The following is a 23,790-nucleotide window of genomic DNA, read 5'->3' on the forward strand; positions in this document are numbered from 1 at the left end:
GACACGGGACCAGGTCCCGGGGACAAGCATAGGGAGACCGCAGGGGAGAGCTCCTCGGCGTCCGCCGGGAGGCCACCCCGGTCCGCTGCGACCCGGGGCACCCGGTCAGCCCTTGAGTCGCTTCATGGTCTGGTGGGAGACGGCGCGGGCGACGGCCGGCAACCCGATCAGCTTCGACATCTGGAACGCCTCGAAGGCCTCGGCGTCCGCGACGGCCACGTGCACGAAGTAGTCGGGCTTCCCGAACAGCCGCCGGACGGCGACCACCTCGTCGAAGGCCACGACGCTGGTCTCGAACTCCTCGACGGTGCGCCGGTCGTTGGCCGCGATCTCGACGGCGACGACCACCTCGAAGGCGCGTCCGGCGGCACGGGGGTCGATGACGGCCCGGTACCCGGTGATGACCCCCTCGGCCTCCAGCCGCTTCACCCGGCGCAGGCACGGCGGCGGGGTGAGCCCGACCCGGGCGGCCGCGGCGACGCCGTCCGGCCCTACGAGCGGGAGGCCGTCCGTGCCTGACCCCGGTTCCGTCGCCGCGGTCGTGGCGGTCTCCGCCGCCCTCACGTGGGGCCTGCGCGCCGCGCCGTTCGCCGTCCTGGCGCCCATGCGCGAGAGCGCCGTCGTCGCCCACCTGAGCAGGCGCATGCCGCTCGGTGTGATGGTGGTCCTCGCCGCCTACACGCTCCGCGACGTCCCGACCGACAGCGCGGTGGCCGCGCTGCCCTTCGTCGTCGCGGTCGCGGTCACCGTCGGCCTGCACCTGTGGCGGCGCAACGCCCTGGTCAGCATCCTCGTCGGCACCGTCGTCCACGTCGCCCTCGCCACCGCGCTCGCCGGCGGCTGAGCCGGCCTCGGCCACCCGCCTGACGACGGGTCAGAGCCGCGGGTCGACCGGCTCGGACTCCAGGGCCAGGACGGCGAAGACGCACTCGTGCACCCGCCACAGCGGCTCGCCCCGGGCCAGCCGCTCCAGCCCCTCGAGGCCGAGGGCGTACTCCCGGAGGGCGAGTCCGCGCTTGCGGCCGAGGGACCGTTCCCTCAGCCGCTCGAGGTGCTGCGGCTCGGTGTAGTCCGGGCCGTAGACGAGCCGCAGGTACTCGCGTCCGCGGACCTTCAGCCCGGGCTGCACCACACCGCGCCGTCCGCGCGTCAGGTTGCCCGCGGGCTTGACCACCATGCCCTCGCCGCCGGTGGCGGTCATCTCCTCCCACCACGCCGTCGCCCCGGCCTCGCTGGCCGGGTCGGTGACGTCGACGGGGAGCCAGCGGGTGCCGCGGACGAGTTCGGGGTCGGCCTCGGCGAGGCGGTCGGCGAGCGCCAGGTGCCAGGCGTGCGGTCGGTCGGCGTGCGTCGTCCCCGCCGTGGCGAGCAGCTGGAACGGCGCCAGCGCGACGCCGGTCAGCCCGTCGGTCGGCCAGCAGTAGCGCCGGTAGACCCCGGTGAAGCCCTCGGCGTCGGCGGTCCGTCGGCGCTGGCGGTCGAGCAGGTCGGCCACCTCCAGGCCCCGCGCGGCCGCCTGCTCCAGTGCCGAGACCGCGGCAGGCAGCGCCGTCCGCGCCGCGGCGCCGACCGCCGCGTACTGGGAGCGGATGAGGTCGCCCGCCTTGGCCGACCACGGCAGCAGCTCCGCGTCCAGCAGCACCCAGTCGGTGCCCAGCTCCGCGAACAGCCCGGCCCCGTCGACCGCGTCGCCGAGCCGGGCCAGGAACGCGGCGGTGAGCCCGGGGCCGAAGCAGGAGCGGCCGGTGCGGGTGTGCAGCACGCCGCTGCCGTCGCGGCGGACCAGCGCAACCGCGCGGGAGCCCATGTGCTTCTCCTGGCAGACGACCTCGGCCACGCCCTCGGTGCGGTAGTAGGCGAACGCCTCGGCCGGGTGCTCGAGCAGCCCCGGCCGGGTCGAGGTGGCCGACGGGCTCATGGTCGGCGGGAGGTGGAGCAGCTGTTCCGGCGCCACCGCGAAGCGGCTCATCACCTCGATCGCCGCCGCGGCGTTCTCCTCGCGCACGGTCACCCGGCCGGCCAGGCGGGTCTCGACGACCCGCTTGCCGAGCACGTCCTCGACGTCGAGGACGTCGTCCCGGCGCCGCGCCTCGGTCAGGGGTGCCGCCTCCCCCGCGGGCGGGAACGGGCGGGCCGGCTCGTAGTAGACCTGCCTGGCCGCGACGCCGACCAGCTCGCGCTCGGGGTAGCGCAGGGCGGTGAGCCGGCCGCCGAACACGCAGCCGGTGTCCAGGCAGAGGGTGTTGTTCACCCACTCCGGTGTCGGCACGGGGGTGTGCCCGTAGAGCACCGTCGCGCGGCCGTGGTACCGGGTCGCCCAGGGGTGGCGCACGGGCAGGCCGAACTCGTCGGTCTCCCCGGTCGTCTCGCCGTAGAGCGCGAAGTCCCGCACCCGGGCGCTGGAGCGGCCCTGCAGCGACTCCTCGAGCCCCGCGTGCGCGACGACGAGGGCCCCGCCGTCGAGGACGTAGTGGCTGACCAGTCCGGAGCAGAACGCCTCGACCTCGCGGCGGAACCCCTCGTCCTCGGCCTCGAGCTGGGCCAGCGTGCGCTCGAGCCCGTGGGTGACCTGCACGTTGCGTCCCCGCAGGGCGCGCACCAGCTTGTCCTCGTGGTTGCCGGGGACGCACAGCGCGTGGCCGGCGGCGACCATGCCCATGACCAGCCGCAGCACGCCGGGCGAGTCCGGGCCGCGGTCGACGAGGTCGCCGACGAAGACCGCCCGGCGCCCGGCCGGGTGATCGGCGTCCACCGCTCGACCCTGCTCGTCCCGGCGCAGGTCGTAGCCGAGCGCGCCCAGCAGCTCCTCGAGCTCGGCGCGGCAGCCGTGCACGTCGCCGACGACGTCGAACGGGCCGGTGTCCTCGCGCCGGTCGTTGTACTGCTTCTCGTAGGTGACGACCGCCCGCTCGATCTCCTCGGTGCCGTCCAGCACGTGCACCTTGCGGAAGCCCTCCCGGCCCAGGCCGCGCAGGCCCCGCCGCAGGTCGGCCCGCTGCCGGCGGATCACGCCGGGTGCCAGGTCGCGGTCCGGGCGGAGCGCGTTGCGGGCCAGGCACTCGCTCTCCGGCACGTCGAGGACGATCGCCACCGGCAGCACGTCGTGCTCGCGCGCCAGCCGCACGAGGGACGCGCGGTCCTCGGCCTTGACGTTGGTGGCGTCCACGACCGTCAGCCGCCCACCGCGCAGCCGGATGCCGGCGATGTGGTGCAGCAGCGCGAAGGCCGCCGGGGTCGCCGACTGGTCGTTCTCGTCGTCGGCCACCAGCCCCCGGCAGGAGTCGCTGGAGAGGACCTGGGTGGGCGCGAAGTGCCGCCGCGCAAACGTGCTCTTGCCCGATCCGCTCACCCCGATCAGCACGACGAGGCTCAGCTCCGGGACGACGACGGTGCGCGGTCCGGCGGTCATGCGGCCACCTCCGCCGCGCGACGCGTGAACACGGCCAGCTGGGTGGGGGTGCCGACCTCCGGGTCGTCGTCCCCGACACCGAGCAGCCGGACGGCGTAGCCGTGACGCTCCCCCACGGCGGCCGCCCAGCCGGCGAACTCCTGGCGCGTCCACTCGAACCGGTGGTCACGGTGCCGGAACGCGCCGGCGGCCAGCCCCTCGAACCGGACGTTGTACTCGACGTTGGGCGTCGTCACCACGACGGTCGTGGGGGCGGCGGCGCCGAAGACGGCGTGCTCGAGCGCCGGCAGCCGGTCGGGGTCGAGGTGTTCGACGACCTCCATGAGCACGGCCGCGTCGTAGCCGCGCAGCCGGGCGTCGGTGTAGGTCAGGCCGCTCTGCAGCAGCCGGATCCGTGCGCGCTGCCGCTCGGGCAGCCGGTCCAGCCGCAGTCGCCGGGCGGCCACCTCCAGCGCCCGGGCGCTGACGTCGACGCCGACGACCTCGGTGAACGCCGACTCGGCCAGGAGCGCCTGGAGGAACGCCCCGGCGCCGCAGCCGAGGTCGACGACCCGCTGGGCGCCGGCCGAGCGCAGGGCGGCCAGCACCGCACCGTGTCGCTGCAGAGCCAGCGGCACCGGACGGCCGGCGTCCTCCTCGTGCTCAGCCGTGCGCGGGCCCCCCGCTGCCGCGACCGGCGGGGCGGTGGCGTCGTCCAGCGCCTCGGGAGCAGCGTCGTCGACCTCGGCCAGCCGCTCGATCGCGCGGCGGGCGAGCGCGGTCCGGTGGCCGAGGTAGCGGCGGGTGATCAGGTCGCGGTCCGGGTGGGTCGCCAGCCAGCCCGAGCCGGCGCGCAGCAGCTTGTCGATCTCGTCGGTGCCGATCCAGTGGTGCCTGGCGTCGTCGAGCACCGGCAGGGCGACGTAGAGGTGGTTGAGCGCATCGGCCAGCCGCAGCTCACCGGTCAGCCGCAGGTCGACGTACCGCGAGTCGCCCCACTCGGGGAACGTCTCGTCCAGCGGCACCGCCGTCGCCTCGACCCGCCAGCCCAGCGGGGCCAAGAACCGGTGCGCCACGTCCACCCCGCCCCTGCAGGACAGCGCCGGGACGTGGACCTCCAGCGGCAGTGCGACGTCGACCAGCGCGGGGCGCTCCCTGCTCACGCCACGGCGGGCGCTGGCGAAGGCCTTGCCCAGTGCGACGGCCAGGAGGCTGGAGGCGGCATAGGGCCGGTCGTTGACGTACTGGGCCAGCGCCGCGCCCTCCGCGCTCCCGGCCCGCGCCGACCGCACCAACCCGATCGGGTCCACCTCGAGCAGCAGGGCGACGGTGCAGCGGTGCTCGTCGGCCTCCGGGTAGAACACGTGCGCCGTGCCGGTCGAGACCTCGACCTGCTGCGCCCGTGCGGGGTTCTTGTGCAGCAGGAAGCCCAGGTCCGTGGCGGGCACGTGGGTGGTGGACAGGGTGACGAGCACGCCGCAGTGTCACCGACCGCCCCCGTGCGGTCGACTCCCTTTCGTCGGACGCGCCGGGATGGAACCCGAGCGGGCGGCCCCGTCCAGGACACCGCCCCGAGCCTGCGAGGGGTGGGGAGGACGGGGTCCTCCTTCCTCAGGCCGCGGCGTCACCGTGCTTGAGGTCGCCACTGGGGTCGCTGCCGGCCAACGGGAGGCCGGAGAGCCACCGGGCGAAGCCGTCGGGGTCGCGCCGCTCGAGCTCGTCGAGGGTCTGCTCCCGTCGGACGACGATCGCCTCGCGGGTGCGGGCGTCGAGCGGGCCGGACAGCGCCGTCGTCGTCCGGACCCACTCCTGGCCGAGCGCCTCGGTGGACAGCGAGGACACCGGCGGCAGCGGGGCGGCGGGCTGACCGGCCCCGGCGACGGCGGACGGTGACGTCCTCGGGGAGCTGCGGACCAGCCGGACGACGGTCCACGTGCCCGCGGCGACCCCGGCGACCATCAGGGTGAGCACCGCCCCGCCGAGCACGGCGGTGCCGGACAGGACCAGCAGGACCGCCACGGTCGCCGCCCCTGCCTTCCAGGCCGCGTCGACGACGGCCTGCTGCCCGGGGCGGGACTCGCGGGCCACCCCCGCCGCCAGGCAGGCGGACACCAGGGCGGCGAGCCCCACCGCGACCAGGCCCGGCGGTCGCAGGGCCAGGCCGCCGACGACGGCCAGCCCGGCGCCGGCGACGGCGCCGGTCCAGAACAGGAGGCGGGGAAGCGGACCGCGGGTGGACACGGGGCACCCTCCAGGGAGGACCGGACTCGGGAGGCCGGGCGATCACCGACGAGCGGCGACCCGGGTCCCGCCCCTACCCATCCGCACGCCTCTTGCACCCTCCGTGGCGGGACGGTCTTCCCTCGCAGGCCCCGGGCGAGGAACCTCGACGGCACCCACGGGGGACGACCGTCATCCGGAGGTGCCCGTGTCCACGACGACCCCCACCCCAGCCGGGACGCTGCCCGCGCCCGGCCCGGCGGGCGACGGCCCGCAGCCGCCGCCCGTGGTGGTCGGCGCCGACGGCAGCGAGTGCGGGCTCCGAGCGGTCCGCTGGGCCGCCGAGGAGGCCGTCCGCCGCGACGCGCCGCTCCGGATCGTGCACGCCACCCCGCACCTGGGACACCGGGGCGTGGCCGGCTCCCCCGCGGGCGACCTGCCCCGGGCGCGCGGTGCCACCGCGCAGGCGTACACCCTCGCCCGGCACACCGTGCCGTCGCTGGAGATCTCCACCGAGGTGGTGCCCGGCGAGCCGGTGCAGGCGCTGCTGCACGCCGCCGAGGACGCCCAGCTCGTCGTCCTCGGCATCGCCACGACCGGCGCGGCCGACGAGATGGTCCTCGCCTCGGTCGCCCAGAAGGTCGCCGCTCGCTCGCCCCGCCCGGTGGTCGTCGTCCCGCGGTCCCGGCCGGGCGGCACCGGCTCCCGCCCGCACGTGGCGGTGCTCGGCCTCGGTGAGCGGGAGGACGACGAACCGGTGGCCGTCTTCGCCGCCGAGGAGGCGCTGCGGGCCGACCGGCCGCTGCTCGTGCTGCACACCCGGGCGGACGACGGCGGCGCGTGGGCCGCGGACTCCTCGCGGTGGGCCGAGCGCTGGCCGGACCTGCGCGCGACCCACACCGCGGTGCCCGGCCCGACCGGTGGGCGGGTGCTGGCCGCGGCCTGCCCGACCCCGTTGCTCGCGATGAGCGCGGGCCACGGTGGGCTGCTGCACCGGCCGATGGACGGGCTGCACCGCTGGCTGCTGCGGCACTGCACCTCGCCGATGGCCTTCGTACCACCGGTGCACCGGGTGACCGGCAAGGAGCCGCGCGAGGAGATCATCGCCGTCGGCTGACGTCGAAGGACCTCCCTGCCCCCCACCACTCGCACGCTCGCGGCGGGCCCCTGCAGGGAGGCCGGCGGGCGGTGCCGAGGGGCCGTTCCAGTACGTCACCAGGGGGCCCGGCACGATCACCGGCCGTGGGTTCCTCCGTCGTCGACCTCGGCCCCCGGCTCGCGGTGACGCTGACCGCGCTGACCGCGCTCGCCGCGGTGGCCGGCCGGCTCTCCGGCCTCGGCCAGGACCGCCCGGTCGTCGTCGCCGCGCTGCGCGCGACCGTCCAGCTGGCCGCGGTGTCGGCGGTGCTGCTCGTCGTCGTGCGCTCGCTGGCCCTCTCGGCGCTGTTCGTGCTGCTCATGGTCAGCGTCGCGGCGGTCACCGCGGCCGGGCGGGCCACCGGGCTCGCCCTGCGCAGCGCCGGCGCGGCCCGCCGGGTGGGCACCGCCGCCGTCCCCGTGCTGGTCGGCGCCGTCCCGGTGGTCACCCTGGTGCTCGCCAGCGGCACCGTGCCGTTGCGCGGCGCGGCGGTCATCCCGATCGCCGGGATCCTCGTCGGCGGGGCGATGACCGCGACGTCCCTGGCCGGCCGCCGGCTGCGGGAGGAGCTGGCCGCCCGCCGCGGCGAGGTCGAGGCCGCGCTCGCGCTGGGGTTCCTGCAGCGCGACGCCGTCCGCGAGGTGCTGCGGCCGGCCGCGGCCACCGCGCTGGTGCCGCCGCTGGACCAGACCCGCACCGTCGGGCTCGTCACGCTGCCCGGCGCGTTCGTCGGGGTACTGCTCGGGGGCGGCAGCCCGCTGGAGGCCGGCGCGGCCCAGTTGCTGGTGCTCGTCGGCCTGCTGGCGGCGCAGGTCGCGGCCGTGTGGACGGTGGTGGAGCTGGTGGCGAGGGGCCGGCTGCTCCCCGACGTCCCCCGCTGAGGCGTCCAGGCACCTCACAGGAGACCGCCAGCGTCGGGTCAGCAGCGCGGACCACTGTGGTCGTCGGAGGGCGGTGGACCGCCGCCCACGAGGAGGACGAGGACACGTGAACCCCTACGGCACCCCCCACCCGGCGCCGGGCCCCTGGGCGCCGCCGACCTGGCCCCAGCAGCCCGCCCACGGGCAGGCGGCGCCGGGTCAGCAGGCGACGGGGACGGCCACCCCTGGGCACGACGCCCTCTCCGGGCAGCAGCCGCCGTTCGAGCAGCCGGGCCCGGCCGCACCCGCGCCCGAGCCGCCCCGCCGGGCCGGCCGCTGGCGGATCGGCGTCGCCGGCCTCCTCGCCGGGGCCCTGATCGGCGGCGGCGCCGGAGCGGGTGTGGCCCTGCTCGCCGACGGCTCGGACGGCAACAGCAACGGCGGCGGCACGGCCGCAGCCCAGAACGTCACGATCACCAACCCCGAGACGGCGACCGCGGTGACCGCGGCCGCGGCCAAGGCGGCGCCCAGCGTGGTCACCGTCTACGTCACCGGCGCCTCCGGCTCGGGCAGCGGCTCCGGCGTCGTCCTCAGCCGGGACGGCTACGTGCTCACCAACGACCACGTGGTCAGCCTGGACGGCGCCGGCTCGAGCGTCGTCTCGGTGCGCACCTCCGACGGCACCCTCTACGACGCCACCGTCGTCGGCACGCAGCCGGTCTACGACCTGGCCGTGCTGAAGCTGGAGGGCGCCTCCGGCCTGACCCCGGCGACCTTCGCGGACTCGGACGAGGTGCAGGTCGGCGACCTGGCCGTGGCGATCGGCGCCCCGCTGGGCCTGTCGGACACGGTGACCGACGGCATCATCAGCGCCACGGGCCGGGCCGTGGCCACCGGCTCCACCGAGGGCGACGCCACCGTGATCGACGCGCTGCAGACCGACGCGGCGATCAACCCGGGCAACTCCGGCGGCGCGCTGGTCGACGGCGCCGGCGAGGTGGTCGGCATCAACACCGCCATCGCCTCGGTCGCCTCCGGGGCGCCGGGCCAGTCGACCGAGAGCGGCAACATCGGCGTGGGCTTCGCCATCCCGGGCAACACCGCCAAGCGGATCGCCCAGGAGCTCATCGCCGACGGGTCGGCCGAGATCACCTACCTGGGCGTGAGCGCCCAGACCGCGGCGGACCCGCAGCAGCGCGAGATCGGCACCGGCGCGCAGCTGGTGCAGGTGCAGCCGGGCACCCCGGCCGCCGACGCGGGACTGCAGGCCGGCGACCTCGTCACCGCGGTCGGCGACCGGGTCGTGACCACCTCGACCGAGCTGACCGCCGCCGTCCGCAGCGCCGCCCCCGGCGACCAGGTGACCCTGACCGTGCGCCGCGGGCAGGACACCCCGCAGATCCAGGTCACCCTGGGCGCCAGCGAGGGCTGACGGAGGACCTCGTCCCCTCCGTGAGGGACCCCGTGCCCCCCGCCCGCTCGCAGGCTCGCGCCAGGCCCCGTCCAGAGGCTCGCCGCGAGCTCGCGAGCGGCGAGGAGGACGGGGTCCTCCCACCTGCGAGGAGGCCGTCAGGGCTCGGGGCGAGCCGCCGGCCGAGGCCGCCCTCTTAAGCTGGGAGGGGTGTCGTCGAGTCCCCCGAGCGCTCCGCTGGCCGCGTCCCTCGACGACCCCGAGCGGGCCCGCGACCTGGCCCGCATGAAGCGGCTGGCGACCAGCCTGTTCCTGCTCGCCGCCGCGGTCTTCCTGACCTGCGTGCTCCTCGGGCCGGAGACCGGCGCCTGGGTCGGGTACGTGCGGGCCACCGCCGAGGCCTCCATGGTCGGCGCGCTGGCCGACTGGTTCGCCGTCACGGCGCTCTTCCGGCACCCGATGCGGTTGCCGATCCCGCACACGGCGATCATCCCGCGCAAGAAGGACCAGATCGGCGCGAGCCTGGGCGCCTTCGTCCAGCAGAACTTCCTGACCCGCGCCGTGGTCGAGGACAAGCTGACCACCATCGACGTGCCCGGCCGGCTGGGTGCGTTCCTCGCCGCACCCGGGCGCGCCGAGCGGCTCGCCGGGGACGCCGGGGCGGTGCTGCACTCGGTCGCCGGCCTGCTCAAGGACGACGACCTGCGGCCCGCCGTCGCCGGTCTGGTGGACCGCAAGCTGCACGCCACCCCGGCCGCCCCGGTGGTGGCCCGGGTCCTCGAGCTCGTGGTGGACGGCGACCGGCACCAGGAGGTGCTCTCGGCGGGCCTGCGCGGACTGGCCCGGTTCCTGCAGGACAACCGCGTCGTCTTCCGTGCACAGCTGGGCGACGCCTCCCCCGCCTGGGTGCCCGACTGGGTGGACGACCGGGTGTTCGACCGCGCGTTCGCCGGCATCCAGGACTTCCTCGAGGAGGTCGGCGACGACCCCCGGCACGAGCTGCGGCGCGCCTACGACGCCCGGCTGCGCGCCTACGTGCACGCGCTGCGCACCGACCCGGCCACCGCGGCCCGGGTGGAGGAGCTGAAGAAGGAGCTGCTCGAGCACCCCGCCGTCCGGACCTGGTCGGGATCGCTGTGGACCCACCTCAAGGACGCCGCCCTGGCCGCGGCCGCCGACCCCGACTCTGCGCTGCGGGCCCGCGTGGCGGGGGTGATCCGCGAGGCCGCCGAGCTGCTGCAGACCGACCAGCGGGTGCGCGAGCTGGTGCAGCGGCACGCACACGGCATCGCGGGCTACCTGGTGGAGCGCTTCTCCGGGGACGTGGCCGACCTCGTGGGCAGCACGGTCGCCCGCTGGGACACCGAGGAGACCAGCCGCCGCATCGAGCTCCAGGTCGGCCGCGACCTGCAGTTCATCCGGATCAACGGCACCGTGGTCGGCGGCCTGGCAGGCCTGGTCATCTACACCGTGGCCCAGCTGCTCGCGTGAGGACCCCGTCCTCCCCACCCCTCGCATGCTCGGGGCGGGCGCCTGGACGGGGCCGCCTCCAGGTCACCCCTCGCCGATCGGGGAGGCCCTGGACCTGGCCGTCAGCGGCCGGCGCGCCGGTCCAGCACGGCAGCCGCGAGGGCGAGCGCTCCCCAGGCGGCGGCGGAGACCCCCAGCGCGGCCGCCCTGCCCCGGTCCGGCACGGCCGAGGGGAGGACGGCGGCGTCGGCGCAGTCGCTGAGGACCCGAGCCGCGGCGGCCAGGTCACGGATCCGGCCTCCCGGTGCGGTGAGCATCGCCAGTCCGCTCACGGCGTCGCGCGCGCCGAGGGCGCGGACGAGGGCCCGCGTCTGCGCGGTGTCGGGCATCCCGGTGGGCCCGATGAGCACCCGGGGCGCGACGACGAGCGCGGCCGAGAAGGTGGCCGTGGCGGCTCCGACGACAGACGTCAACGAGGGCATGTCCCCAACCAACCAGCCCGCTCACCTGGCTGCCCGTCGGGACGACGCCCCGCGGGTCCCTCGACGAGCGGGCCCGGAGGGTCCACGAGGGGCGGGGTCGGCCCGGGACGGGGCCAGGGCTCAGCGCGTCAGGGGGACGGCTCCTCGCCGCGGTGCGGTGCAGAGGACCGCCGGGCACTCGCTGCGGCGTAGAGGGCGATGCCCGCGGCGACGCTGACGTTGAGGGACTCGGTGTCCCGTGCGATCGGGATGCGCACGACGACGTCGCAGCGCTCGCGCACCAGCCGGGACAGCCCCGCACCCTCGGCGCCGACCACCAGCGCCAGCGGGTCGGCGAAGCCGTCGAAGTCGTGCACGTCGACGTCGCCGTCCCCGGCCAGGCCGACGGTCATCAGCCCGGCGTCCTGGTAGGAGCCGAGCGCGCGGGCCAGGTTGACCGCACGGGCCACCGGCAGCCGCGCGGCGGCGCCGGCGCTGGTGCGCCAGGCCGACGCGGTCATGCCGACCGAGCGCCGCTGCGGCACGACGACGCCGTGCGCGTCGAACGCCGCGGCCGAGCGGACGACGGCGCCGAGGTTGCGCGGGTCGGTGACGCCGTCCATCGCGACCACCAGCGGCGGGCGGCCCGAGTCGCGGGCGAGGTCGAGCAGGTCGTCGGGGTGCGCGTACTGGTAGGGCGGCACCTGCAGGCCGATGCCCTGGTGCAGCGCCCCGCCGGACATCCGGTCGAACTCGGCCCTGCCGACCTCCAGCAGCGGCAGCCCCCGGTCGTTGGCCAGGTGCAGCGCCTCGGTGATCCGCTCGTCGGTCGCCGCCCGGGTGTCTCCGGTGACCACGTACAGGGCGGTCGCCGGGATCTGCGCGCGCAGCGCCTCGACCACCGGGTTGCGACCGAGCAGCAGCTCGGGCGCCTCCTCGGCGCGCTGGCGGCTGCGGTCGCGCTCGGCCCGGCGCCGGGCGTCGGCGGCCGCGCGCCGCTGGGCGGGGTGCCCGGGGCGCATCTCCGCCGGCGGGGTGGCGCCGCGGCCGGCGAGCGCGCGGCGCCCCTTGCCGCCGGTGCCCCCGGAGGCGCCCTTCTTGTGCGCGCCGGTGGTGCGCCCCCGGCGCTGGCTGTTGCCGGCCATCAGCGACTCAGCTCCCATCGCGGTCCCTGCGGGGTGTCCTCGACCTGGACGCCGAGTGCGGCGAGCTGGTCGCGGATCGCGTCCGCTGTTGCGTAGTCCCTGCGGGCCCGGGCCGCCTGGCGCTGGTCGAGGGCGAGGGCGACGAGCCCGTCGGCCACCTCCGTCAGCCGGTCGTCCCCGCCGGCGGCGGACCAGTGCGGGTCGAGCGGGTCCAGCCCGAGGACGCCGAGCATCGCCCGCACCGAGCCGAGCGCCGCAGCGGTGGCCTCGTCGTCCCCCTCGGCCAGCGCGGTGTTGCCCTGCCGCACCACCTCGTGGACGGCGGCCACCGCGGCCGGCGTGCCCAGGTCGTCGTCCAGGGCGGCGGTGAACTCCGGCGCGAGGTCCGGCTTGCCCGCGCCCGCCCCCACCCGCTCGGCGGCGCGCTTCACGAACGACTCCAGCCGCCGGTAGGCGGCGCCGGCCTCGGCGAGCGCGGCGTCGGTGAACTCGACCGTCGACCGGTAGTGCGGCGTGACCAGGTAGTAGCGCAGCTCGACCGGCCGCACCCGCTGCACCACCTCGTCGACCAGCGCGGTGTTGCCCAGCGACTTGCTCATCTTCTCGCCGCCGAGGGTGACCCAGCCGTTGTGCAGCCAGTACTGCGCGAACCCGTCGCCGGCCGCGCGCGACTGGGCCTGCTCGTTCTCGTGGTGCGGGAAGCGCAGGTCCAGCCCGCCCCCGTGGATGTCGAACTCCGGCCCCAGGTACCGCTCGGCCATCGCCGAGCACTCCAGGTGCCAGCCCGGCCGGCCCCGGCCCCACGGCGTGGCCCACGACGCGGTCTCCGGCTCGCCGGGCTTGTGCGCCTTCCACAGCGCGAAGTCGCGGGGGTCGCGCTTGCGCTCGTCGGAGTCGGTGTCCGCGGCCGGCTCCAGGTCCTCCACCCGCTGCCGCGTCAGCGCCCCGTACTCCGGGAAGGAGCGGACGTCGAAGTAGACGTCGCCGTCGACCGCGTAGGCGTGGCCACGCTCGACGAGCCGCTCCATGAGCGCCACCATGTCCGGGACGTGCCCGGTGGCGCGCGGCTCGTAGGTCGGCGGCAGCACGCCGAGGACGTCGTAGGCGCGGGTGACCGCCAGCTCGTTGGTGTAGGCCCAGGCCCACCACGGCACGCCTGCGGCCTCCGCCTTCGCGAGGATCTTGTCGTCGATGTCGGTGACGTTGCGGACGTAGGTGACGTCGAGGCCGCTGTGCGCCAGCCAGCGGCGCAGCACGTCGAAGGCCAGGGCCGAGCGCACGTGTCCGACGTGGGGCGGCCCCTGCACGGTGAGCCCGCAGACGTAGACGGAGGCCTGCCCGGCACGCAGGGGCGTGAAGGCGCGGACCGCGCGGGCGGCCGTGTCGTACAGGCGGAGGCTCACTGCGCGGAGTCTACGGAGCGCAGCACGAGCTGGGCGCGGAGTCCACGGAGCGCAGCATCAGCTGGGGGCGGAGTCCGCGGACGTCGTCCGGACCACCAGGGCGGTCGCCATCGCCGCCCGGCCCTCGCCCCGCCCGGTGAGCCCCAGCCCGTCGGTCGTGGTGGCCGTGACGCTCACCGGGCCGCCCAGCGCCTCGCCGAGCACCCGCTCGGCCTCCGCGCGGCGCGGGCCGACCTTCGGGGTGTTGCCGACCAGCTGGACGGCTGCGTTGCCGACCTGCCACCCGGCCGCCCCGAGGACCTCGCGCACGTGGGCGAGGACGGCGGCCCCGCGGGCGCCGGCCCAGCGCGGGTCGTCGGTGCCGAGCAGGCCGCCGATGTCGCCGAGCCCGGCGGCGGACAGGACCGCGTCGGTGAGGGCGTGCGCCACGACGTCGCCGTCGGAGTGCCCGGCGCAGCCGTCGACGTCAGGCCACTCCAACCCGGCCAGCCAGCAGGTGCGGCCGGCCTCGACCGGGTGGACGTCGACCCCGACGCCCACGCGCGGCAGCTCTCGCGCGCTCATCGCGGCACCTGGAGCTCGGCCAGCGCCAGGTCGTGCGGCACCGTCACCTTCGCGGCCCGCTCGTCGCCGGCCACCGTCGCGACCGGCACCCCGGCGGCGCGCACCACCGCGGCGTCGTCGGTGAGCTCGACGCCGTCGGGCAGCCGGTCGTAGGCGTCGACGAGGACCGCGCCGGCGAAGCCCTGCGGGGTCTGCACCCGGCGCAGCGCCTCCCGCGGCAGGGCGCCGGTCACGACGCCGTCGCCGTCGACCCTCACGGTCGTGTCGACGACCGGCAGCACCGGCACGACCGCCGGCGCCCCGTCGGCCAGCGCGGCGAGCACGCGGGTCACCACCTCGGGCGGGGTCAGCGGGCGGGCGGCGTCGTGCACCAGGACCGCGTCGGGCGCGGGACGGGCGGGATCGGTCACGGCGGCGAGGGCGGCCCGGACCGACGCCGTGCGCGTGGCGCCGCCGACGACCGGACGCGCCTCCGGCGGCAGGACGGCGGCGAAGGCGGCCAGCTCGTCGGCCGGCACGGCCACCACCACCTCGGCCACCCCGCTGCCGAGCAGGGTGTCGACCGCCCAGGCGACCAGCGGCCGCCCGGCCAGCGGGACCAGCGCCTTCGGCCGATCCGCCCCCAGACGCAGACCACTCCCGGCCGCTGCGACGATGCCGACAGCGTGCACGGGAGTGGTCTGGAGGTGCGGGGAGGACTCGGAGACCGAGCTCAGCTGGCGAGGACCTCGTCGAGGAGCACCTCGGCCTTGTCCTCGTTGGTGCCCTCGGCGAGCGCGAGCTCGCTCACCAGGATCTGGCGCGCCTTGGAGAGCATGCGCTTCTCGCCGGCGGAGAGGCCACGGTCCTTGTCGCGGCGCCACAGGTCACGCACGACCTCGGCGACCTTGTTGACGTCACCCGAGGCGAGCTTCTCCAGGTTGGCCTTGTAGCGACGCGACCAGTTGGTCGGCTCCTCGGTGTGCGGCGCGCGCAGCACCTCGAAGACCCTGTTCAGTCCGTCCTGACCGACGACGTCACGGACGCCGACGATCTCTGCGTTGTCGGCCGGCACCCGCACGGTCAGGTCGCCCTGGGCGACCTTCAGCACGAGGTAGGCCTTCTCTTCGCCCTTGATGACCCGCGTCTCGATCGCCTCGATCAGCGCTGCCCCGTGGTGCGGGTAGACAACGGTCTCGCCGACAGTGAAGCCCATGTGTGTGTGACCCCTTTCGCTGTCCACAGGTTACCACGGCAAACTGACGAACGGGACCGCCGGATTTCGTAAACCCGCAGGTCAACGGCGAGAGACAGTGCTTGGGAGGGGTTGACAGGAGCATGGTCGGTGTGCGTGCGAGAGGGGTGCGGCCGGGGGTGCCCCCCCGTGCGCTGGCCCTCGCCACGCACCCCGGACCGGCGGCCGCGGTCACCGTCGTGGCCGGGCTCCTCGCCCTCGCCGCCGGGGTGCCCGCGGGACGTGCGGCACTCGTCACGGTCGCCGTCCTCGCTGGTCAGGCCTCCATCGGGTGGAGCAACGACTGGCTCGACGCCGACCGCGACCGGGCCGTCGCGCGGGCCGACAAGCCGGTCGTGCAGGGCGCCGTGGCACCCACGCTGCTGCGCACGCTGGCCGTCGGGTCGGCAGCGGCGGCCGTCGTCCTGTCGCTGCTGCTCGGTCCCGCCCCGGGGCTGCTGCTGCTCGTGCTGGTCGCCAGCGGCTGGGCCTACAACGCCGGGCTCAAGCGGACCGCCGTGTCGGTGCTGCCCTACGTGACCGGCTTCGGGGCACTGCCGGCCGGGGTGGTGGCGGCGGCGCCGGGAGCGCCGCCGGCGCCGTGGTGGCTGGTCACCGCCGGGGCCGCGCTGGGCGCCGCTGCGCACCTGGCCAACGTCGCGCCGGACCTGGAGGACGACCTGGCCACCGGCGTACGCGGCCTGCCGCACCGGCTCGGTGCCCGCGGCTCCGCCGTCACCGGGGCGGTCGTGCTCGGGGCGGCCTCGCTGGTGCTGGTCCTCGGACCGGCCGGCCCGCCGACCGCGGCGGGGTGGGCAGGGCTGGCGCTGGCGGTGCCGGCCGTCGTCGTCGCGGCGCTGGCCGGTACCCGGCGGTTCCGCCGGCTGGCGTTCCCCGCGGTCATGCTGCTGACCGTCCTCGACGTGGTGCTGCTGCTCGCCGGTGGGGCCGCGGTCACCTGACCGCGGCCCCACCCCACGTCACTTCTTGCTGTTGCCCTTGCCGGTGTGCGGGGCGGGAGCGGCCGGCTGCTCGACCACCGGCACCTGCTCGGCCTCGAGGACCTCCTCGGTCCCCCCGTCCTCGGGCGTCCCGGCCTCCGGCTGCACGGCCCGCTCGGCCTTGCGCTCGGCGTTGCGCTGGTGCGCCTCGGCACTGGCCGCCCTGCCGGGGTTCTCGGGGTGCCGGTCGAACTTCTGCTCGTCGGTCGGCTTTCCACCCTCGGCGCCCTCCGGGGACTCGGGCGCCGGCTCGGTGACGGGCGGCACGGTGGCGGGGTCGCCGGAGACCACGTCCCCGTCCTCGTCCGCGACCACGTCGGCGGTGTCACCGGTGCCCGTGCCGCCGGCGTCCGTGCCGTCGGTCACCGTGCCGTCGGTGTCCGTGCCGTTCGGGTCCGTGCCGTCGGTCACCGTGCCGTCGGTGTCCGTGCCGTTCGGGTCCGTGCCGTCGGTCACCGTGCCGTCGGTCACCGTGCCGTCGGTGTCCGCGCCGGTGCCCGTCGTCTCGTCGGCCGTCGTGTCCTCCGGCGCGTCGGAGACGTCGGCGGCGTCGCTGCTCTCGACGACGGCGGTGTCCTCCTGGCCCGGCAGGGCCCCGGCGGTGGCCGCACCGGTCAGGGCGACGGCGACGACGCCACCCGCGGCGGCCGCCTTGGCGACGGCACCGGCGGCGACGAACTTGGCGGTGAGGGTGGAGATCAGCACGTGGGGCCTCTTCCGTGAGGTCCGGGCGGGTCGCCCGGCCGTCCCGCGGGACGGTTCCTGGGTGGGGACGAGGAGACCGGTCGCCAGCAGCTCGGCCAGGGCCGCGTTCGGCCGCCCGGGCTCCGTGGCGCTCGCCCGGACCGCGTCGGTGAACGCGGCCAGGCCCTGCGCGCCCGCGGGCACGGGACGGCCGGCGAGGCAGGCCGCGAAGGCCTCCCCGTCGGTCCGGACGTCGGCTGGCGTGGTCATCTCGCTCCCGTCATCGCCGGGCGGGCCGACAGGGGTGCGCCCGTCGTCCCAGCCGTCTCACCCGTCCGGGGGGTCCCGGCCGGCTCGAGCTCGGCGCGCAGCCGGCGCAGCCCGCGCCGCTGCAGTGCCTTGACCGCGCCCACCGAGCGACCCATCACCGCGGCCACCTGCTCGACGGTGAGGTCGGCGAGCACCCGCAGCAGCAGGACCGACCGCTGGTCGGCCGGCAGGCCCGCGCACATGCGGTGCACGGTCTCGGTGCCCAGCCGGGTCAGGACGTCGTCCTCCACGTCGCCGCCGGGCGTCTCGGGCAGCACGTCGTCGGCGTCGTCGGCCAGCTGGGGACGGCGGCTGCGCCGACGCCAGTCGTCGACCAGCCGGCGGTGCGCGATGGTGAACACCCACGAGCGCAGGCCGTCCTCGTCCCCCGAGAAGCCGGCGAGGCCGCGGAAGACGGCGAGGAAGGTCTCGCTGGCCAGGTCGTCGGGGTCGGGGGCACCGTGCAGCCGCAGGTACCCGGTGACCGCCGGGGAGAGGTCCCGGTAGAGCACCTCGAAGGCCCACGCGGCGCCCGTCTGGGCCGCCGCGAGGACGTCGTCGAACGCCGGACCCGTCGCCATCCGCACCTCCCGCCGTACTCCTGTACGGGAGGGGGATCGGCAGGCGCGGGCCCGAACTGGACCGTCGTCCCCCGGTCAGATGACCTCGGTGCCCCGCAGCCGCTCCTGCTCCACGACCTCCTCCAGGCCCTGGAGCCGGTCCAGCCCCTGCAGCGCGCGGCGCATCCGCTGGTTGGGCGCCAGCCGTTCCCGGTTGCGCTCGAGGAAGGCCCAGTAGCCGGCGGTGAAGGGGCAGGCGTCCTCGCCCAGCCGCCTGCGCGGGTCGTAGCGGCAGCCGCCGCAGTAGTCGCTCATCCGGTCGATGTAGGCGCCGCCGGCGGCATAGGGCTTGGTGGCCAGCAGCCCGCCGTCGGCGTGCTGGCTCATGCCGACGACGTTGGCGACCATCACCCAGTCGTAGCCGTCGACGAAGCTGCGGTGGAACCAGTCGGCCATGGCGAGCGGGTCGATGCCGCGCTGCAGCGCGTAGTTGCCGAGCACCATCAACCGCGGGATGTGGTGCACCCAGCCGTCGCGGCGCAGGTCGCCGAGGACGTCGGACAGGCAGGCGGCCTCGACCGGGCCGTCGTCGAGGTCGGCCAGCCAGTCCGGCACCGCCTCGTGCGCACCCAGGGCGTTGGCGTGCCGGAAGTCCCGGCCGACGTGCCAGTAGGTGTGCCAGATGTAGTCGCGCCACCCCATGACCTGGCGGACGAACCCCTCCACGCTGTTGAGCGGCAACGGGTCGCCCTCGGCCACCGAGTCGCGGTAGCGCTGCTCGGCGGCGTGCACCACCTCGAGCGGGTCCAGCAGACCGAGGTTGAGGGCCGGGGAGAGCAGCGAGTGCGCCATCCAGCGGTCCCCGGTGAGCATCGCGTCCTCGTGGGGGCCGAACGCGCCGAGCCGGGTGTCGAGGAAGTCGTGCAGCCGGAGGAGCGCCTCCTCGCGGGTCACCGGGAACAGCCGCGGGCCGTCGTCCCCCACGAAGGCGACGTCGCCGTCGGCCTCCCAGCGGTCGAGGTCGGCGCGCACCCGCTCGTCGATCTCGTCCTCCTCCGGCCACCACGGCTCGGGGACGGCGAGCTGCCCCTCGGACGGCGGCGGCTCCCGGTTGTCGTGGTCGAGGTTCCAGCGCCCGCCGACCGGCTCGGCGCCGTCCATGAGGACGTCGTGGCGGCGCCGGTTGTGCCGGTAGAAGTCCTCCATGAGCAGCCGGCGTCTCCCCCGGCCCTCCGCCCAGCCGGCGAACTCCTCCTGCGTGGCGACGAAGCCGCGGGCGGCGAGGACGGCGAGGTCGGGACGGCGCAGGACGTAGTCGCGGCTGCTCCAGGTGGTGGGCGCGCACACGCTCAGCGGCTCGCGCACCCGGTCCAGCGCCTCGGCGTAGGTGCGCACCCGGGAGAACTCCGCCTGGTCGCCCAGCTCGGCGGCCCGGTGCCGCAGCGCCGACAGCACCAGGTGGGCCTTCTGGCGGTGGAACCGGCGGCGCGCGAACACCGCCCTCGACTCGATCAGCAGGACCGGCTGGTCCGGGCGGTCGAGGAAGTGCGGGCCGAGTTGGTCGGCGAAGCACCACCGCCGGGTGTCCGGTGCGCGGGCGGGGAACGCGGCCAGCGCCGGGTCGCCCGCGGGCCGTCGCGGCATGCCGGGCACCACCGCCTCACCTCCCGGCGACCATCGTGGGGCGGGCGTTAGGCTCGGCGCGACTCGGGCCATCGACCTGCGGTGGCCGGCACGTCCCTGGAGGTCGACGGCTGTGAACCGCGCACTGCGCGCCGCCACGATGGGTGTCCTGCTGCTCAGCCCGGTCGCGCTGACCGCGTGCAGCGCCGGCCAGGTCCCCCAGACGGCCACCCAGAACCGGGACAAGGTCGGCCCCGAGGCGGCGGTCGGCGACATCACCCTGCGCGCGGTCTCGCTCGCGTACCCGCAGGACGGGCTCTACGCGGAGGGTGACGACGCCGAGCTGCAGATGGCGATCGTCAACGGCGACACCGAGGCCGACACCCTGGTCGGCATCGAGGGCACGGCCTTCGACGGCGTGGTGGTGTCCGGGCAGTCCACGGCCTCCGCCGTCCCGAGCTCCCCGGCGGCCGCCACCACCCCGGCGACGCCGAGCACTCCCGGCGCCGCACCGTCGACACCCACCACCCCGGGTGCCACGCCGTCGACACCCACCACCCCGGGTGCCACGCCGTCGACACCCACCACCCCGGGTGCCACGCCGTCGACGCCCACCACCCCGGTCCCCGGCACGGTGCCGACGTCGAGCGCCCCCGCCGCGCCGAGCCCGAGCACGCAGGTCCAGATCCCGATCCCCGCGGGTTCCACGGTCTTCCTCGGCGGCGCCGGCGGCCCGACGGTCGAGCTGGCCGATCTCTCCGAGGAACTGACCTCGGGTCAGAGCGTCGAGGTCACCCTCACCTTCCAGCGCGCCGGTGAGGTCACCGTCCCGGCGTTGGTCGCCACGCCCGATCGCGCGCTGCCCCGCGGGGAGCCCTTCGACTTCCACCACGAGGAGGGCGGCTCCGAGAGCCGCGACCAGGAGCAGGACACCGAGACCGAGTGACGCCACGGCGGGCACGCCGTCGTCCTCACCGTGAACCGTCGTACCCGGCGGTTAGCGTCGGTCCGTGCCACCTGCCGGAGTGAAGTCCCGCCCTGCCCACCGCTGCACCGAGTGCGGCTACGCCTCCGCCAAGTGGGTCGGCCGGTGCCCCGAGTGCCAGGCCTGGGGCACCATCCAGGAGGTCGGCACCCCGGCGTCCCCGCTGCGCGCCGTGGCCGCCGGCCCGGTGACCGCGCCGGCGGTGCCCATCGCCCAGGTGGAGCTCGCCGCCGCCCGTGCCGTGCCCACGGGCATCCAGGAGTTCGACCGCGTCCTCGGCGGCGGCCTCGTGCCCGGGGCGGTGCTGCTCGTCGCCGGCGAGCCCGGCGTGGGCAAGTCGACGCTGCTGCTCGAGGTCGCCCACCGCGTGGCCGCCACCAACGGCCCGGCCCTCGTCGTCTCCGGTGAGGAGTCCGCCGCCCAGGTGCGGCTGCGGGCCGAGCGCATCGGCGCGCTGCACGACCAGCTCTACCTCGCCGCGGAGACCGAGCTGTCGGCCGTCCTCGCGCACGTCGAGGACGTCGCCCCCTCGCTGCTGGTCCTCGACAGCGTGCAGACCGTGCGCTCCCCCGCCGTCGAGGGCACCGACGGCGGCTCCACCCAGGTGCGCGCCGTGGCCAGCGCGCTGACCGCCGTCGCCAAGAGCCGCGGGATGACCACCATCCTGGTCGGCCACGTCACCAAGGACGGCGCCATCGCCGGGCCCCGCACCCTCGAGCACCTCGTCGACGTCGTCGTCTCCTTCGACGGCGAGCGCCACTCCACGCTGCGCCTGATCCGGGCGATGAAGAACCGCTTCGGTCCGGCCGACGAGATCGGCTGCTTCGAGATCGGCGACACCGGTGTGGTCGGCGTCCCCGACCCCTCCCACCTGTTCGTCTCGCGACGCACCGCACCGGTGGCGGGCAGTTGCGTCACGGTCACCCTCGAGGGCAGCCGCCCGCTGCTGGCCGAGGTCCAGGCGCTGGTGGCCGCCAGCGGCGGGGGCGGCTCGCCCCGTCGGGCGGTCAGCGGGCTGGACTCGCAGCGGGTCGCCATGGTCAACGCGGTCGTCGAGCGGCGCGGCCGGGTCAGGCTCGCCGACGCCGACGTCTTCGCCGCCTCCGTCGGCGGGGTGCGCATCGCGGAGCCCGCGGCGGACCTCGCGCTGGCGCTGGCGATCGCGTCGGCGGCCAAGGACGTCCCCCTGCCCCGCGGCCTGGTCGCGGTCGGCGAGGTGGGGCTGTCCGGGGAGATCCGGCGGGTCGGCGGCACCGGCCGCCGGCTGGCCGAGGCAGCGCGCCAGGGCTACAAGGTGGCGCTCGTCCCCGAGGACGCCGGCAGCGCGCCCAAGGGCATGCGGCTGGTCGAGGTCCCCGACCTCGGCGCCGCCTTCGCCCGCCTCTTCTGAGGCCGGCAGGGCCCGTGGTGCCCCCTCGCCGGTGAGCTGCCTCACCGGCGCCCGCCAGTACCGTGGGGGCCACGTAGAATCAGCCGCCACCACGTCGAACGTCAGGAGCGCTCGTGCCCCCCGCTGTGGACTCCGAGGTCGCGCTCCGCGAACTGCTCGGCCGCATCGCACCGGGCACGGCGCTCCGTGACGGCCTGGAGCGCATCCTCGCCGGCCGGACCGGCGCCCTGATCGTGCTCGGCTACGACCGCGTGGTGGAGTCCATCTGCACCGGCGGCTTCGCCCTCGACGTCGCCCTCTCCGCCACCCGGCTGCGCGAGCTGGCCAAGATGGACGGCGCGGTGATCGTCTCCTACGACGGCAGCCGCATCGTCCGGGCCGGCGTCCACCTGATGCCCGACCCCAGCGTCCCCACCGAGGAGTCGGGCACCCGGCACCGCACCGCCGAGCGGGTCGCCATCCAGACCGGCTTCCCGGTGATCTCGGTGAGCCAGTCGATGCACATCATCAGCGTCTACGTCGCCGGACGGCGGTACACGCTGGAGCACCCGACCACGATCCTGGCCCGGGCCAACCAGGCGCTGGCCGCGCTCGAGCGCTACAAGCTGCGGCTCGACGAGGTGGCCAGCACGCTGTCGGCGCTGGAGATCGAGGACCTCGTCACCGTCCGCGACGCGATGAGCGTCAGCCAGCGGCTGGAGATGGTGCGCCGGATCGCCGACGAGATCGAGGGCTTCGTCGTCGAGCTGGGCACCGACGGCCGGCTGCTCGCGCTGCAGCTCGACGAGATGCTCGCCGGGGTCGAGGAGGACCGCGCCCTGCTGGTGCGCGACTACCTGCCGTCCGGGCTGCGCCGTCCCAAGAGCATCGACGAGGTCCTGGCCGACCTGCGCGCGCTGTCGGCCACCGAGCTGCTCGACCTCTCCGCGGTGGCGCGCTGCTACGGCCTGCCGACCTCCGCCGACGCGCTCGACTCCCCCGTCAGCCCCCGCGGCTACCGCCTGCTGGCCCGCGTGCCGCGGCTGCCGTCCGGGATCATCGACCGCCTGGTCGACCACTTCGGCGGGCTGCAGAAGCTGCTCGCGGCCACCATCGAGGACCTGCTGGCCGTCGAGGGCGTCGGCGAGGCTCGTGCCCGGGGCATCCGCGAGGGGCTCTCCCGGCTGGCCGAGACCTCGATCCTCGACCGCTACAGCTGAGGGACCTCCCTCCTCCTCACCACTCGCGACCTCGTGGCGGGCCCCCGGAGGGAGGCCGTCAGCCGAGGGTGATCGCCGTGTCGGCCGACGTCTTCGTGTCCAGCCGGCCGCGCAGCACGTACTGGCCCGGCGCGGGCGTCGTCCGCTCGGCCGCGCAGGACGGCTCGCTGGTCAGGCCGCCCCAGGTGAGCGGGAAGACCACCGACTCACCGGGCGCCAGGGTGCGGGTGTCGCTGCTGGTCTCCGGGAAGCAGTCGTTGCTGCCCCACACCCGGTTGCCGGCCGCGTCGAGCAGCAGGACCTCCTGCAGGCCGGCGTCGAGCACCCGCACGCACGGCACCGACGATGTATTGGTGACCACGAGCTCGAAGGTGGGCTTGCCGCCGACCGGCGCGCTGCCGGGGGCGCGGACCTCCAGCCCGATCGCGTCGTCGCCGCAGGGGCCGCCCGGCGTCGGGCTCGCCGGCGCGGGCTCCGGCTCGGCGGCTGGTCCGGGTGCCGGCGTCGGCGTCGGCACGCTGGCCAGCGAGGGCACCACCTGCTCCAGGGCGGGCGGCTCGTCGGACGGGTCGGCCGCGTCGGTCGTCGCGGCTGCCGCGGACGTCGCCGTCCCGCCGTCGCTCCCGGTCAGCGCGGCGACGACCAGCCATCCCCCGCCGCCGAGCACCGCCAGCAGCAGGGCCAGGACCAGCAGCCGCCGCCGCCAGTAGACCGCCGCGGGCAGCGGGCCGACGGGGTGCAGCACGCCGAGAACGGTAGTGCGCCA

Annotated in this window: 23 protein-coding genes; 9 read left to right on the plus strand and 14 right to left on the minus strand. The window is 76.1% G+C overall.

The window, feature by feature from the left end:
* Positions 1-105 precede the first annotated feature (105 nt).
* Complete coding sequence (locus BLS21_RS26450) at positions 106-606, minus strand: Lrp/AsnC family transcriptional regulator (RefSeq protein ID WP_091219167.1); 501 nt, start codon at positions 604-606, stop codon at positions 106-108.
* Between BLS21_RS26450 and BLS21_RS12530 the strand changes: the two genes are divergently transcribed.
* Positions 512-844, plus strand: a complete 333-nt coding sequence (locus tag BLS21_RS12530) for a branched-chain amino acid transporter permease (protein WP_175479556.1) — start codon at positions 512-514, stop codon at positions 842-844. The two genes, BLS21_RS26450 and BLS21_RS12530, sit on opposite strands and share 95 nt — an antisense overlap.
* A 30-nt stretch (positions 845-874) precedes the next feature.
* Here the strand turns inward: BLS21_RS12530 and BLS21_RS12535 are convergent, their stop codons facing one another.
* The 3 genes from BLS21_RS12535 to BLS21_RS12545 form a co-directional block, all read right to left on the minus strand.
* Positions 875-3,409 carry a polynucleotide kinase-phosphatase gene (locus BLS21_RS12535; protein WP_091218593.1) on the minus strand — a complete coding sequence of 845 codons (2,535 nt, stop codon included), beginning with the start codon at positions 3,407-3,409 and terminating at the stop codon, positions 875-877.
* The gene (locus BLS21_RS12540) at positions 3,406-4,863 is read right to left on the minus strand and encodes a 3' terminal RNA ribose 2'-O-methyltransferase Hen1 (RefSeq protein WP_091218595.1); all 1,458 of its coding nucleotides are present in this window, start codon (positions 4,861-4,863) and stop codon (positions 3,406-3,408) included. Before BLS21_RS12540 ends, BLS21_RS12535 begins: the two co-directional genes overlap by 4 nt.
* Before the next feature lie 136 nt (positions 4,864-4,999).
* Positions 5,000-5,629 carry a hypothetical protein gene (locus BLS21_RS12545; protein ID WP_091218598.1) on the minus strand — a complete coding sequence of 210 codons (630 nt, stop codon included), beginning with the start codon at positions 5,627-5,629 and terminating at the stop codon, positions 5,000-5,002.
* 187 nt (positions 5,630-5,816) lie between these two features.
* On the opposite strand from BLS21_RS12545, the gene BLS21_RS12550 reads away from it, so the two are divergent.
* The 4 genes from BLS21_RS12550 to BLS21_RS12565 all read left to right on the plus strand — a co-directional run bounded on the left by BLS21_RS12550 (position 5,817) and on the right by BLS21_RS12565 (position 10,508).
* Positions 5,817-6,725 (plus strand): universal stress protein, encoded by a 909-nt coding sequence (locus BLS21_RS12550; RefSeq protein ID WP_091218601.1) that lies wholly within the window; start codon positions 5,817-5,819, stop codon positions 6,723-6,725.
* 125 nt (positions 6,726-6,850) lie between these two features.
* Positions 6,851-7,627, plus strand: coding sequence for an ABC transporter permease (locus BLS21_RS12555; protein WP_091218603.1), 777 nt, complete (start codon positions 6,851-6,853; stop codon positions 7,625-7,627).
* Positions 7,628-7,733: 106 nt separating this feature from the next.
* Positions 7,734-9,038 (plus strand): S1C family serine protease, encoded by a 1,305-nt coding sequence (locus BLS21_RS12560; protein ID WP_091218606.1) that lies wholly within the window; start codon positions 7,734-7,736, stop codon positions 9,036-9,038.
* A 189-nt stretch (positions 9,039-9,227) separates the two neighbouring features.
* Positions 9,228-10,508 (plus strand): DUF445 domain-containing protein, encoded by a 1,281-nt coding sequence (locus BLS21_RS12565; RefSeq protein ID WP_091218609.1) that lies wholly within the window; start codon positions 9,228-9,230, stop codon positions 10,506-10,508.
* Between the two features lie 101 nt (positions 10,509-10,609).
* On the opposite strand, the gene BLS21_RS12570 is transcribed toward BLS21_RS12565, so the two are convergent.
* From BLS21_RS12570 to BLS21_RS12595, 6 genes are all read right to left on the minus strand, one after another.
* On the minus strand, positions 10,610-10,969 hold the full coding sequence (locus BLS21_RS12570; RefSeq protein ID WP_091218611.1) for a hypothetical protein: 360 nt from the start codon (positions 10,967-10,969) through the stop codon (positions 10,610-10,612).
* A 128-nt stretch (positions 10,970-11,097) separates the two neighbouring features.
* Positions 11,098-12,111 (minus strand): 23S rRNA (guanosine(2251)-2'-O)-methyltransferase RlmB, encoded by a 1,014-nt coding sequence (gene rlmB / locus BLS21_RS12575; RefSeq protein WP_245700371.1) that lies wholly within the window; start codon positions 12,109-12,111, stop codon positions 11,098-11,100.
* The gene (gene cysS, locus BLS21_RS12580) at positions 12,093-13,496 is read right to left on the minus strand and encodes a cysteine--tRNA ligase (protein ID WP_091218616.1); all 1,404 of its coding nucleotides are present in this window, start codon (positions 13,494-13,496) and stop codon (positions 12,093-12,095) included. Before cysS ends, rlmB begins: the two co-directional genes overlap by 19 nt.
* A 57-nt stretch (positions 13,497-13,553) precedes the next feature.
* A complete protein-coding gene (ispF, locus tag BLS21_RS12585) occupies positions 13,554-14,060 on the minus strand; it encodes a 2-C-methyl-D-erythritol 2,4-cyclodiphosphate synthase (RefSeq protein ID WP_091218619.1) in 507 nt (168 codons plus the stop codon).
* Positions 14,057-14,731, minus strand: coding sequence for a 2-C-methyl-D-erythritol 4-phosphate cytidylyltransferase (gene ispD / locus BLS21_RS12590; RefSeq protein ID WP_091218621.1), 675 nt, complete (start codon positions 14,729-14,731; stop codon positions 14,057-14,059). Before ispD ends, ispF begins: the two co-directional genes overlap by 4 nt.
* A gap of 41 nt (positions 14,732-14,772) precedes the next feature.
* Positions 14,773-15,255, minus strand: a complete 483-nt coding sequence (locus tag BLS21_RS12595; RefSeq protein WP_073418385.1) for a CarD family transcriptional regulator — start codon at positions 15,253-15,255, stop codon at positions 14,773-14,775.
* Between the two features lie 158 nt (positions 15,256-15,413).
* Between BLS21_RS12595 and BLS21_RS12600 the strand changes: the two genes are divergently transcribed.
* On the plus strand, positions 15,414-16,235 hold the full coding sequence (locus tag BLS21_RS12600) for a UbiA family prenyltransferase (protein ID WP_245700373.1): 822 nt from the start codon (positions 15,414-15,416) through the stop codon (positions 16,233-16,235).
* An 18-nt stretch (positions 16,236-16,253) separates the two neighbouring features.
* Here BLS21_RS12600 and BLS21_RS25150 read toward each other — a convergent pair whose 3' ends face one another.
* From BLS21_RS25150 to BLS21_RS12615, 3 genes are all read right to left on the minus strand, one after another.
* A complete protein-coding gene (locus tag BLS21_RS25150) occupies positions 16,254-17,228 on the minus strand; it encodes a hypothetical protein (protein ID WP_091218626.1) in 975 nt (324 codons plus the stop codon).
* Entirely contained in the window at positions 17,225-17,848 is a 624-nt protein-coding gene (locus BLS21_RS12610; RefSeq protein ID WP_091218629.1) for an RNA polymerase sigma factor, read from the minus strand. The genes BLS21_RS25150 and BLS21_RS12610 overlap by 4 nt, the downstream gene beginning before the upstream one ends.
* A 75-nt stretch (positions 17,849-17,923) precedes the next feature.
* Positions 17,924-19,471: a cryptochrome/photolyase family protein gene (locus BLS21_RS12615; RefSeq protein ID WP_217636114.1), complete on the minus strand. Its 1,548-nt coding sequence runs from the start codon at positions 19,469-19,471 to the stop codon at positions 17,924-17,926.
* Positions 19,472-19,583: 112 nt separating this feature from the next.
* Here BLS21_RS12615 and BLS21_RS12620 point away from each other — a divergent pair, with 112 nt between their 5' ends.
* The 3 genes from BLS21_RS12620 to disA all read left to right on the plus strand — a co-directional run bounded on the left by BLS21_RS12620 (position 19,584) and on the right by disA (position 23,024).
* The gene (locus BLS21_RS12620) at positions 19,584-20,396 is read left to right on the plus strand and encodes a copper chaperone PCu(A)C domain-containing protein (protein WP_091218632.1); all 813 of its coding nucleotides are present in this window, start codon (positions 19,584-19,586) and stop codon (positions 20,394-20,396) included.
* Between the two features lie 64 nt (positions 20,397-20,460).
* The gene (gene radA / locus BLS21_RS12625; RefSeq protein WP_245700375.1) at positions 20,461-21,825 is read left to right on the plus strand and encodes a DNA repair protein RadA; all 1,365 of its coding nucleotides are present in this window, start codon (positions 20,461-20,463) and stop codon (positions 21,823-21,825) included.
* A gap of 113 nt (positions 21,826-21,938) precedes the next feature.
* Positions 21,939-23,024 (plus strand): DNA integrity scanning diadenylate cyclase DisA, encoded by a 1,086-nt coding sequence (disA, locus tag BLS21_RS12630; RefSeq protein WP_091218638.1) that lies wholly within the window; start codon positions 21,939-21,941, stop codon positions 23,022-23,024.
* Positions 23,025-23,082: 58 nt separating this feature from the next.
* On the opposite strand, the gene BLS21_RS12635 is transcribed toward disA, so the two are convergent.
* Entirely contained in the window at positions 23,083-23,769 is a 687-nt protein-coding gene (locus BLS21_RS12635) for a DUF4232 domain-containing protein (RefSeq protein ID WP_091218640.1), read from the minus strand.
* Positions 23,770-23,790: the final 21 nt, after the last annotated feature.

The organism is Geodermatophilus siccatus (assembly GCF_900103785.1).
Lineage (GTDB): Bacteria > Actinomycetota > Actinomycetes > Mycobacteriales > Geodermatophilaceae > Geodermatophilus > Geodermatophilus siccatus.

Bases quoted from the DNA above. Each gene is read 5' to 3' on its own strand.
- BLS21_RS26450 (WP_091219167.1), bottom strand. From the start codon at position 606: ATGGGCGCCAGGACGGCGAACGGCGCGGCGCGCAGGCCCCACGTGAGG.
- BLS21_RS12535 (WP_091218593.1), bottom strand. From the start codon at position 3,409: ATGACCGCCGGACCGCGCACCGTCGTCGTCCCGGAGCTGAGCCTCGTC.
- BLS21_RS12570 (WP_091218611.1), bottom strand. From the start codon at position 10,969: ATGCCCTCGTTGACGTCTGTCGTCGGAGCCGCCACGGCCACCTTCTCG.
- rlmB (WP_245700371.1), bottom strand. From the start codon at position 12,111: ATGGGAGCTGAGTCGCTGATGGCCGGCAACAGCCAGCGCCGGGGGCGC.
- ispF (WP_091218619.1), bottom strand. From the start codon at position 14,060: ATGAGCGCGCGAGAGCTGCCGCGCGTGGGCGTCGGGGTCGACGTCCAC.
- BLS21_RS12595 (WP_073418385.1), bottom strand. From the start codon at position 15,255: ATGGGCTTCACTGTCGGCGAGACCGTTGTCTACCCGCACCACGGGGCA.
- BLS21_RS25150 (WP_091218626.1), bottom strand. From the start codon at position 17,228: ATGACCACGCCAGCCGACGTCCGGACCGACGGGGAGGCCTTCGCGGCC.
- BLS21_RS12610 (WP_091218629.1), bottom strand. From the start codon at position 17,848: ATGGCGACGGGTCCGGCGTTCGACGACGTCCTCGCGGCGGCCCAGACG.
- BLS21_RS12615 (WP_217636114.1), bottom strand. From the start codon at position 19,471: ATGCCGCGACGGCCCGCGGGCGACCCGGCGCTGGCCGCGTTCCCCGCC.